The sequence below is a fragment of the Streptomyces sp. NPDC055287 genome, from assembly GCF_053646035.1.
Window position 1 is genome coordinate 36,079 of record NZ_JBSHNE010000042.1, and the last position, 10,672, is coordinate 46,750.

10 protein-coding genes and 2 pseudogenes are annotated in these 10,672 nt (G+C 68.9%); 5 read left to right on the forward strand and 7 right to left on the reverse strand.

Annotated elements, in window-relative coordinates:
• Positions 1-30 precede the first annotated feature (30 nt).
• Positions 31-1,230 carry an NAD(P)/FAD-dependent oxidoreductase gene (locus ACWIHY_RS34470; protein ID WP_454380338.1) on the reverse strand — a complete coding sequence of 400 codons (1,200 nt, stop codon included), beginning with the start codon at positions 1,228-1,230 and terminating at the stop codon, positions 31-33.
• 290 nt (positions 1,231-1,520) lie between these two features.
• On the opposite strand from ACWIHY_RS34470, the gene ACWIHY_RS34475 reads away from it, so the two are divergent.
• Positions 1,521-2,162, forward strand: coding sequence for a class I SAM-dependent methyltransferase (locus tag ACWIHY_RS34475; RefSeq protein ID WP_454380339.1), 642 nt, complete (start codon positions 1,521-1,523; stop codon positions 2,160-2,162).
• Between the two features lie 73 nt (positions 2,163-2,235).
• On the opposite strand, the gene ACWIHY_RS34480 is transcribed toward ACWIHY_RS34475, so the two are convergent.
• The 4 genes and pseudogenes from ACWIHY_RS34480 to ACWIHY_RS34495 all read right to left on the reverse strand — a co-directional run bounded on the left by ACWIHY_RS34480 (position 2,236) and on the right by ACWIHY_RS34495 (position 4,951).
• Positions 2,236-2,538 (reverse strand): hypothetical protein, encoded by a 303-nt coding sequence (locus ACWIHY_RS34480; protein WP_454380340.1) that lies wholly within the window; start codon positions 2,536-2,538, stop codon positions 2,236-2,238.
• Positions 2,539-2,697: 159 nt separating this feature from the next.
• A pseudogene (locus tag ACWIHY_RS34485) lies at positions 2,698-3,304 on the reverse strand (alginate lyase family protein); the annotation flags it as partial.
• Positions 3,305-3,361: 57 nt separating this feature from the next.
• The gene (locus ACWIHY_RS34490) at positions 3,362-4,162 is read right to left on the reverse strand and encodes an SDR family oxidoreductase (RefSeq protein ID WP_454380341.1); all 801 of its coding nucleotides are present in this window, start codon (positions 4,160-4,162) and stop codon (positions 3,362-3,364) included.
• A gap of 129 nt (positions 4,163-4,291) precedes the next feature.
• Positions 4,292-4,951, reverse strand: coding sequence for an NADPH-dependent FMN reductase (locus ACWIHY_RS34495; protein WP_454380342.1), 660 nt, complete (start codon positions 4,949-4,951; stop codon positions 4,292-4,294).
• 184 nt (positions 4,952-5,135) lie between these two features.
• On the opposite strand from ACWIHY_RS34495, the gene ACWIHY_RS34500 reads away from it, so the two are divergent.
• Together ACWIHY_RS34500 and ACWIHY_RS34505 are read left to right on the forward strand one after the other, a co-directional pair.
• A complete protein-coding gene (locus ACWIHY_RS34500) occupies positions 5,136-5,834 on the forward strand; it encodes an 8-oxoguanine DNA glycosylase OGG fold protein (protein ID WP_454380343.1) in 699 nt (232 codons plus the stop codon).
• A gap of 174 nt (positions 5,835-6,008) precedes the next feature.
• On the forward strand, positions 6,009-6,341 hold the full coding sequence (locus tag ACWIHY_RS34505; protein WP_454380344.1) for a DUF779 domain-containing protein: 333 nt from the start codon (positions 6,009-6,011) through the stop codon (positions 6,339-6,341).
• Positions 6,342-6,388: 47 nt separating this feature from the next.
• Here ACWIHY_RS34505 and ACWIHY_RS34510 read toward each other — a convergent pair whose 3' ends face one another.
• A complete protein-coding gene (locus tag ACWIHY_RS34510) occupies positions 6,389-7,795 on the reverse strand; it encodes an FAD-binding oxidoreductase (RefSeq protein WP_454380345.1) in 1,407 nt (468 codons plus the stop codon).
• A gap of 221 nt (positions 7,796-8,016) precedes the next feature.
• On the reverse strand, positions 8,017-8,940 hold the full coding sequence (locus tag ACWIHY_RS34515; protein ID WP_454380346.1) for an alpha/beta fold hydrolase: 924 nt from the start codon (positions 8,938-8,940) through the stop codon (positions 8,017-8,019).
• A 246-nt stretch (positions 8,941-9,186) separates the two neighbouring features.
• Between ACWIHY_RS34515 and ACWIHY_RS34520 the strand changes: the two genes are divergently transcribed.
• Together ACWIHY_RS34520 and ACWIHY_RS34525 are read left to right on the forward strand one after the other, a co-directional pair.
• Entirely contained in the window at positions 9,187-9,630 is a 444-nt protein-coding gene (locus tag ACWIHY_RS34520) for a flavin reductase family protein (RefSeq protein ID WP_454380349.1), read from the forward strand.
• A 260-nt stretch (positions 9,631-9,890) separates the two neighbouring features.
• Positions 9,891-10,672 (forward strand): annotated as a pseudogene (locus ACWIHY_RS34525) (Fe-S oxidoreductase); the annotation flags it as partial.

Here is a 10,672-nt window from a genome sequence, read left to right on the forward strand (position 1 = left end):
CCTCGGCCGGACCGGCCACCGGTACGTGGCTCAGGTTGCCCGTGCAGGGGCGGCCGGGGCCTCGCCGCGCTTGGCCTGCAGCAGCTGCCGGCGCTTGTCATCCTTGATCCACCAGGTGCGCGAACCGGGCTTGCGTGCCTCGTACGCCAGCTGCCAGACGGTGGCCTTGCAAATGGACTCCTTGAGCTTCGCGCCCGGGCGGCCGCCGAAGTAGTACCTCTTGGCGGTGTCATCCCTGCCGGCGAACTGAAGGATGCCGGCGCGACGCCCCAGGCTGATGCACTGGCTGACGAACCCCACATTGATGAGCGCGGGTTGCTCACCGGCGATACGGCTGAGCACTGTCTCTGCGGCCTGCGGGCCCAGCTGAACCGCGGCCTGGCAGCTCATCCGGAACGGCAGGTCCGACGGTGCCGCCGAGTCCCCGGCCGCGACGATGCGTACGTCGTCCACGCTCGTCAACGTCTCGTCCGTGAGCAGGCGGCCCAAGGCGTCGGTACGCAGCCCGCTGCGCACGGCCAGGTCCGGCACACCGAATCCGGCCGTCCAGATGGTCACCGCGCTCGGCAGCTCGCGGCCGCCACTGAGCCGCACGGCGTCGCGCGTCACCGCCGTCACCTTCGCGTCGGCGCCTTCAAGCACGGTCACACCGAGTTCGGCCAGCCGCTTGGCGACCGAGCGTCGACCCCGAGGATGAAGGTACGGGCCGAGCACCTCGCCGCAGACCAGGGTCACGGCGCGGCCGTTCTCCGCCAGCTCGGCGGCGGTCTCGATGCCGGTCGGACCAGCTCCGACCACCGTCACCGCGGCTGTCGTCGACGCGGCGTCGACGACCGGCCGCAGCCGCTCCGCCTCCTCCAGGCCGGCAATCGGGTAGGCGAACTCGGCCGCTCCGGGCACGCGCGGGTCGGCGCTGCCACTGCCCACCGCGTAGACCAGGTAGTCGTAGCCGACCGTGCCCCCCGTCGCCAACGTCACGCTGCGCCCGGCCGCGTCGATCCGTGCCACGGTGTCGACCACCAGCCGGACGCCCTCGGCCAGGACCTTTCGGTAGTCGACGACCGCGTCGTGGGAACCGCCCACCAGTTGGTGCAGGCGGATCCGCTCGACGAAGGCCGGGCGCGGGTTGATCAGCGTCACTGTCACGTCGTCGCGCTGCGTCAGGCGATTGGCCGCCATGACGCCGGCGTATCCGCCGCCGATCACGACAACATCGGTGTTCTCAGCCATGGTGTCTCCTCCGGTTCCAAGGGGTTCGGGCACAAGACACCGCGTGAAGGACCGTTGTGACAGCATGTGAGGCAGATCACCCGGCAGTCGGCCTCGTGGGCTCGGCACGCGGAGTCCTCGCTGTCGCAGCGGCGGACACGCCGGACACCCGCACGTGCTGCGGACCCGCGACCCGAACAGCCACTGAGTCCGTAGCGGACAGGTGGTGTGCCGAGCGGGTCGCCGGTGTTCTCGAGACGTCCAACTGGCCGCAGGCGGAGGCGCAGTTGGTCCATGGCATTCTGGCGCGTATGAGTGATCGCGAACATCACAACTCCGTACGCCGAAGCTATGACACCGTCGCTGAGGAGTACGCCGCCCGGTTGCACGACGAGCTCGCCGGGAAGCCGCTCGACCGGGCACTCCTCGCCTCTCTCCTGGAATCGACAGAGCCGGGGACCGCGATCGCCGACCTCGGCTGTGGCCCTGGGCACGTGGCAGCCTGGCTGGCCGAGAAGGGCGTGCGTACGGTCGGGATCGATCTGTCGGCGGGCATGGTCGAGGCCGGCCGCCACCGGTTTTCGGACGTGGAGTTCCGACAAGGCGATCTGTTGGAACTACCTGCTGGAGATGGTGAGTTCGGCTCCGCAGTCGCCTTCTACACGATCATCCACCTCGACCCCGGTGATCTGCACCGCGCCTTCGAGGAGGCAAGCCGGGTACTGCGCCCCTCCGGGCTTCTCCTCCTCTCCTTCCACGTCGGTGAGGAGGTCCGGCACCTGGACGAGTGGTGGGGGCACGGCGTGGACGTCGACTTCCGTTTCCTCGAGCCCGCGCACATCACCGGACTTCTCGAAGCGGCCGGGTTCACCGTCGAGATGCACATGGAGCGCACGCACTACGCCCACGAGGTCGAGACCCGCAGGGCCTACCTTCTGGCGCGCCGCACCTGACCATGCGGCTGCCACCTCGCCCGTACTGGACGAGTCACATCCCCTACGGGACAGCTCTAGGCTCTGGTCGCACTCAGACTGGTGCCCCCTCCCGAACCGCAGCCCGTCGGTTGCCCTTGGAACACGCACGCCCCAACTGCTCGAGCCGCAAGGCGGTCTGATGGCGCCACAGCCACCAGGACGTCATCGAGAGCAGTCCTGTGAAGACCACCAGGAACAGTACGAAGACCCACATCTCCCGGCTGCCCGGATGCTGCCAGCCCTCAAGTCCCGCACCCGCCGCCCACACGGCGATGCCGGCCACATAGATGGAACGCGTCCGGCGCAGTTGCCGTACTGCCCACGGGGCCAGAGGTTCGCGCGTTTTCGATGCCATGCCCGCTCCGGTACCCCCGGTAGCGCTCTTCTCACCGGCTCACGGGACCTCTTCGGGGTGAAGTGTTGTACGCACGGACTACGCGGCCTGTCCCCCGGGCCTCCGCCCATGTGCCACCTGGAGGCCGGAGGAGAACGGACGCCTGCCCGTTCGGCTCTTGATCGAGTCCAGCTGCTCGGGCGCCGCCGCAGCGCCCAGAGGTCGCCGGTGGGCGGCTTCTGCGTACGAGGCAGCGCGGCCCGGGCCTTGCGGCCACCGGCGTCCGCCGCGGCGTGCACGAGGCCGCTTGCCGCGTAGGCGCGGAAGTCCACCACCGGATGCGCCACGGAGCGGCGCCGGTCGCGGCGGGAAGGAGCTCGTGCACCGCGTCGAGCAGGGGCCTGCCCCGTCTGCCCCTTCGTACGTCCAGAGATTGACGCCCACGTGACGGCCGATGGGGGCGAGCCGGGTGACCGCGACCAGGTTGAAGGTCGAGTAGTGCCCAACTGCGGTTGCGGCTGATCTCGTTGGGCTGGCTTCCGTCCGCAGCGATCTGGGTGTCGATGCGGACGCGGGCACTGAGGACGGTGCGCCGGGCAAGTTGCCGGTCCCCCCGTGGCCAGGGCCAGCGCGGCGACCTGCATGTCGTGGAAAGTGCCGTGGTTGTTCACGGCTGCGGCTTCCCGCCTGCCGAAATCGCTGGTGACGAGCCAGTCGCCTGCGAGAAGTCGATGACGCCGATGGCGCGGCCGTCGTACTTGCACGGGATGGACTGGGCGTGTTCGACCTACGCGCTCGGCGGCCGCCCCGGGAACGTCCGGCCGGCGGGCACTGTCCCCCGGTGTCACTCCTGCTCGTGAGTGCGCAGCCAGTCCGACCAGGTGGTCCGGCCGAGGCGAGCGTTCGGCGCAGTCATGGCACTGGCCTCTTGCCGGAGGCGAGCGGGCGTGGGTGCGTTCAGCAGCCGGAACTTCCGGCCACGGGCCTGCTGCCATTGCCTGACAAGGTCACGCAGCTCCAGCAGCTCAGGGCCACCGAAGTCCCGGCAATCGCCACCCGGCCCGTCCTGCACGCGGCCCGCCAGGTACACGGCGAAGTCGTACGAATCCACGGGCTGCGTCACCAGGGCTCCGGGAACGGCCAGCACCGGCATCCTGGACATCTTGCCCAGCATGCGGTCGGTCAGCCAGTGAAACTGCGTGGCCCGGAGGATCGACCACGGGACTCCGCCGTCCCGGACCAGTTCCTCGGCGGTGCACTTCACCCGCATGTACGGAAGCCGGGAGCGGTCGACGCCGACGATCGAGACGTAGGCGAAATGCGCGACACCCGCCCTGCGGGCCTCCCGCAACAATCGACGGGTGCCGTCCACATCGACCTCGCGAGGGCTGCGCCAGAAGTCCGCGGGGAGGAGATATCCGCGCCGCGCCGCCGGGGACATCGTCGCAGCGTGAACCACGATCCGCACTCCCGCGAAGGACTCCGCGACTCCGGCGCCGGTGGCGAGATCACCCTTGACCCACTCCACCTCGGGGTCCCGCCCCGGGGACCGGGCGAGCACACGCACCCGGAAGCGGGACTTCAGCGCATCCACCACATCACGCCCGAGGTGGCCGGTTCCACCAGTGATCAGGACTGTGTCCACGAACAGCACCTCCGGGTTGGACAAGCACGCTCTGCGACTCTGCCACCGGTACGACCTCACGGCACGCGCAGACGGACCGCTCGCATCAGCCGAGGGCCGGCCGGGCCGGTGCTCCACCCGCTGGGCGGGCTAGTCCTCCGCCCGCTGGGTGACGGGTGCCTCGGTCCGGTCTCCCAGGAACTCGTACCAACGACGCTGGAGGCAGACGTACCGCACATCGGCCTCGACGAGACGGAGGAACGCCGCGACGGTCTCGGTCAGGCGGTCCTGCAGTCCGGAGTCGGCGAGCAGCCCGTCCTCGGTGAACCCCTGGTGAGACCTGGCGAGGCTGAACATGTCCGGATAGACGCGGGTGCCGAGGTGCTCGAGGGGAATCCGGAGCGCCCATAGCCCGCGGTTGCCGCCGACCAGGGACGGGGAGGCGGAGACGAGCAGCGCGTGTTTGGTCTTGAACGGCTGCGGCCGCACGCGGGAGACCCAGTCGATGGCGTTCTTCAGTACACCGGGCGTGGAGGCGTTGTACTCCGGTGAGGAGATCACGAAGGCGTCGCACCGCTCCAGCCGGTCGCGCAGCGCGAGAGCGCCGTCCGGCACCCCTTCGGCGGCCTCGCGGTCGCCGTCGTACAGGGGCATGTCGAAGTCGCGCATGGCGGCGAGGTCGGCAGCGGCTCCGGTGTCGGCGACCAGGCGTGCCACGAGAGAGGCGAGGCGGGCGTTGGTCGACGCGGCCCGCAGCGCCCCACCGATGACGAGTACGCGCAGGGGGGCGGGGTGAGTGTCAGTGGGCATGGGCAGCGTCCTTCCGGCGTGCTGGACCGCCCGGCCAGGGCGCTGTGCGCACCAGTGTCGTCTCAGCGCACCCGTTTGACGTGCGGGACGCGCCACAGCAACCACGCCTTGGGCGAAGAAGGGCTCACTGTCAGACCCACGGTGCATCATCGACTCTGCGAGACAACCCGACCGAGGAGTCGCTGTGGCCAGCCCTGAAGACCTGTTCCGCGACCCTCCACCGGACCGCGAGTCGTACGTCCTGAGCCAGGCCATTCCCTTCAGCCCTCAGCATTGGCTCACGCGGCTTCCCGTCCAGGACTGGTGGCCGAAGGCCTTGGACATCGTCCCGGCTCCGAACCGGTGGCCGACCGTGGACAGACGGACCGTCTTCCGCATGGCCGAGCAGACCGGCACCTTGCGGCAGCGGCGTGACCTCCTGATAGCCGCCCTGGTGTGGGGCACAGGCACCAGTGCCCAACGGGTCGCCCGCCGCACGCGGATCCTGCACGACAACGACGCGAAGTGGCTTGACGAGCGGCTCTGCGAGGCGTTCGCCAAGCTGCACGACGGAGATCCTGTAGCGGCCTACCTGGTGATGAACGACCGGGACGAACGGGTGAAGCACCTCGGCCCCGCGTTCTTCAGCAAGGTCCTGTACTTCGCGACGGCAGACCGCCCTGTCGGCGTGCGGTGGCCGCTCATCATCGACAGCAACGTCGCATTGGCCCTTGACGATCTGACCTCGGACAAATGGGACGCCGGCATGCGGTGGGACTCGGGCGTGTACACGAAGTACCTGGAGCTTGCGCACTCTTGGGCGCGGCAGTGGGAGGCTGAACCGGATGTCGTGGAGCGGAAGCTGTTCGAGTACGGGAAACGGCTGAGGAACGGGAGCACGTAGGCCGCGACGGGGACCGGGGCGGTGGCGACGCCGGCTGGAGCGCGACGGCTCGTGCGTGCAACCGGCTCGCAACGTTGAGGGGAGTTGGCTGGGCAGTGCCCGATCGACTCGTCGAGGGAGGAGCGGCACGTGTACCCGCATGATGCCTCTGGGCCGCGAACAGACCGACCGCGCGTGGAGTTCACCCCCGCCGCCGCCGCTCTCGTGCGCCGACTGCGGGAGTTCCACGGCCCGTTGATGTTCCATCAGTCGGGCGGCTGCTGCGACGGCAGTGCGCCCATGTGCTATCCGGACGGCGAGTTCCGTACAGGCGGCTCCGACGTGCTCCTGGAATCCCTCGTGGTCGAGGGTGTCGAGGAGGCCGTTCCCTTCTGGATGTCGGTCTCGCAGTACGGCGTATGGCGGCACACCCGCCTGATCGTCGACGTGGTGGAAGGGCGCGGCAGCGGCTTCTCGCTGGAAGCTCCGGAAGGGGTGCGGTTCCTGATCAGGTCGCAACTGATCTGAGTACGCGCCGGTGGAGCGCCGATGGCCCGCCACCAGCCGCCGTGACGTCAGCTTTCCGGAGCGATGTTCTGGTTGGAGCGGAAGACGTTGGCCGGGTCGTAGTGCTGCTTGAGCGCGCGCAGCCGGCGGAGCTTGTCCTCCCCGTACGCCTGCCGGACGCGCTCCGCCCCCTCGTCCATGAGGAAGTTGACGTACACACCGGCCTGATACGGCTCCAGCGCGGACCAGGAGTCGCGTACCCACTGACGCTCCTCGGCGAAACCTATGGCGGTCTCGCAGTTGCCGTTGATGTTGAAGGTGTGGCCGGTGGCGCGGCCGCTGAAGGCAGTCTCGTCTTCACCGACGCGGGCGACGGCGCCGCCGAGGTGGAAGATCCCGCAGGTCGAGAGCGGAGAGTCGATCCGCAAGGCGTGCTCGGCGGTGATGTCGACGACGTCGTCGGTGAGCCGGCCGACGTCGCAGGCCCGGAAGTAGTACCACCAGCCGGGACGGAAGGACGGGTCGAACATGGCCTGATGCTGCACGAACGGCTTGGGTGCGCACAGGTCGAGAAGCGGGGTTCCGAAGGAGCGCATGGGCCGCAGGACTTCCTGACCGGCCTCGATGTCCCCGGCGTAACAGCTGATCACTGCCACAACGGGCCTGCCGTGCAGCTCCGCAGGGATGGCCGGGAGCGGCGGGGCCTTGCGGTGCACGACTATGGTCGTCAGCTCATCCGGTACGTCGGTGATCCAGTCCCGGTAGAAGCGCAGGACGTCGGGCGCCTCCTCCATGGGCCACAGGATCGGTCCGGCGAGCACCGTGGGGCCCACCGGGTTGAGCCGGAACTCGAACGCGGTGATCACGCCGAAGTTGCTTCCCGCACCGCGCACGGCCCAGAACAGTTCGGGTTCGCGCGTCTCACTCACCGTGACGAACGCGCCGTCCGCGGTGACCATGTCGACCGACAACAGCTGGTCGACCGTGAGCCCGTACTTGCGCATCAGCCAGCCGATCCCGCCGCCGAGCGTCAGTCCGGCGAGACCGGTGTGCGTCACGATGCCGGAGGGCACGGCCATCGCGAAGTGCTGTGTCTCCCGGTCGAGCGCTCCGAGCAGCACCCCGGCCTGGGCCCTGACCGTACGGCTCTCCGGATCGACGCGTATCCCGTTCATCGCCGACAGGTCGATGACGAGTCCGCCCTCGCTGAGCGACTGCCCGGGGAAGCTGTGGCCTCCGCTGCGCACTGCGACAGGCAGCCCCGTGCTCGTCGCGCACCGCAGCGCCGCGACGACGTCGGCGACGCCGGTGCAGTACGCGATGAGGGCGGGAAACTTGCTGATCGAGCCGTTCCAGATGCTACGGGCCTGGTCGTAGGCGGGGTCGCCGGCCCGGATGAGCCCGCCTACGAAGGAACGCTCCAGCTCCTGGACGGCGGTCCCGTCCAGTTGTGCGGCTGCGGTCGCTGCGCCCACGGGCCCACTCCTCACCCATTCGGCCTCTCCTGCAAGCCTCCCACCAGTGCGGAACAGCTGCCACCGCACCGGGCTGGAAGCCTGCTTCTCAGAATTGATCTTTGCCACATAGGCGTCGTGCAGGAGCGCTGCTCGCGCTTGCCGGTCCTCGCCGGCGTCGAAGAATTGTGCGAGCGACTGGGGGGGCGGGCGGGGCTGGTCGCTGACGGCGGTTGGTCGGTTCACCACGCTCCAGGAATCGGCTGACCGACATCGAGCCGGCCTCGCCCGGGCGCCGCCCCGACGGTGTGGTTCAAAATCGCGGCGGTGAGCGGGCCAAGGACCTCTCGGGGCAATGCGTGGCCCATGCCGGGTACCTCGACGACGCGGGCGCCTCGGATCGCCTGGGCCAGGTGCTGGGGGTGTGGGGGCGGGAAGACCGGTTCGGCGGGGGCGGAGACGACGAGGGTGGGCACATCGGTCTTCGCGAGTACTTCGGTTCGGTCCATGCCGGAGACGTCGGCACGGCCGTGCGCGGTGCTCACGGCGTAGTGCCCGGTGTGTGCGACGATCTTCCGCTCGAGGGCACGGAAGTACTCGGCGTCGAAGGGCAGTTGACCTCCGCCCAGCACCCGCCAGTGTTCGACCCGTCGGTCCAGTTCGGCCTCGAGGCCCTGGTCGTCGAAGGGGCGAGCCCACATCTCCAGCACATGGGGAGCGATACCGGGGAGTTCTTCCGGCGGGGTGCGGGTCCCGTCCGCGTGCATGTACGGGACGGTGCTGAGCGAGCAGGTTCCCATCAGGGTCGCGCTGAGCACGCGGTCGGGGTGATCGGCCATCAGGAGCTGCGCCAGCATGCCGCCCAGGGACAGGCCCACGACGTGGGCGCGCCGGACAGCGAGGCCGTCCAGCACCGCGATCGCGTCCTCGGCGAGATCGGTGATCGCGTAGGGCCGTTCATCGAAGGGCCAAGTGGAACGGCCGGTGTCGCGGTGGTCGTAGCGGATCACGCGGTGCCGGGCGGCGAGCGCGTCCACCATGGCGTCCGGCCAGCCCATGCCGGAGGCCTGCGCGCCCATGATCAGCAGCAGCGGCGGGGCATCGACGGCGCCGCGCTCCTCGACCCACAGGCTTGTACCGGGTGCCACGTCGATGAAGTGTTCCATGCCGCTCCTCTCACGAGCGAGATAACAAGACGAACCGTTGCGTCTCGTCCCTCATAGCGTACCACTTCGACCGTCGGGGGGATTGCGCGTCCAACGACAGCGAGGGTCACCGAAGAGAGGAGAGCAGGCCCCGGAGGGCGATCGGCCGGCGGCGCCGCGTGCACCCCGTTCGCCCGACTCGACCCTTGCTCGCGGTACGGTCCCCTCGTGGAGCTCGACACGTTCACCGATCTGCTCGACTATCCGATGTACCTGGTGACAGCCGCGTCGGCAGACTCACGGGCGGGATGCCTGGTGGGCTTCGCCTCGCAGTGCTCGATCCAGCCGCCCCGGTTCACCGTGTGGCTGTCCAAGGCCAATCGCACGTACCGCGTCGCCCAACAGGCCTCACATGTCGGTGTGCACGTGCTGCGCCGCGAGGACAAGGCTCTGGCCGAGTTGTTCGGCAGCGAGACCGGCGACAGCATCGACAAGTTCGAGCGCGTCGCGTGGCAGCCACAGTACGGCGGGACACCGGTGCTCACCGAAGCGTGCGCCTGGTTCGTCGGGCGCGTAATCGACCGCTTCGACGGCGGAGACCATGTGGGTTTCCTCCTGGAGCCGGTGGCCGTATCCCCGCAAATGCCCGGACACCCCCGGCCGCTCAGCTTTTCCGACGTCGCGGACCTGACGCCGGGCCACCCCGCCTGACACAGGGCTTCCCAGCCGACGCACCAGCTCCGGACCGACGGACCGCCGCCGACGAACCGGCTCAACTCCTCAGCTGATGCAGGAACTCGCCCCTCTGCCACCAAGCGCCGATGCCAGCCCGTCCCGCCGCCCAGCGACGCAGATCACCAGCCATGCCACTTCATGGAGCCAGTGATCATGGGTAGTGTCCGACGAGCACACAAAGCTACCGCTTAGTAGCTCCACTGCACATCCCGTTCCCGCAGGCCCGAGGAGCCCTCATGCAACTCGCCGCGATCATCGTGTCGCTGACCCTGACGGTGGTCGGCGTCGCTCTCATCGCCCGCGCCTTCGCACAGATCTACCGGTTCATAAGACTGGGCCGGCCCGTCCCCCCGGGCAGCCGTACCCATGACCCCGTGGCGCGCAGCCTGACCCTGGCCAAGGAGTTCGTCGGCCACACGAGGATGAACCGGTGGGGCATCGTCGGCGTCGCGCACTGGTTCGTCGCCGTCGGGTTCCTGACGCTCGGACTCACGATCGTCACCGCCTATGGCCAACTGTTCAAGGCCGACTGGATACTTCCGGTCGTCGGCGGCTGGCTGCCGTACGAGGTGTACACCGAATTCATCGCGCTCGCGACGACCGTCGGCATCCTCGTACTGATGGCGATCCGGCTGATGAACCTGCCTTCGCGGGCCGGCCGCAAGTCGCGCTTCGCCGGTTCGAAGGCCTGGCAGGCGTACTTCGTCGAATACATCATCCTCATCATCGGCGTCTGCATCCTGGCCCTGCGCGGCCTCGAAGGCGCGATCCACCACGTCGACGGCTACGACGCCGCGTACTTCGCCTCGTATCCGCTCGTCCTCGCCTTCAAGGGCCTGAGCCTCCCGGCGCTGCAGAACCTCGTCTACCTCTTCGCCATGGTCAAGCTGGGCGTGACCATGACCTGGGCCATCACCATCGGCCTCAACACCAACATGGGTGTGGCGTGGCACCGTTTCCTGGGCTTCCCGAACATCTGGTTCAAGCGTGAGGCGGACGGCGGTACGGCGCTGGGTGC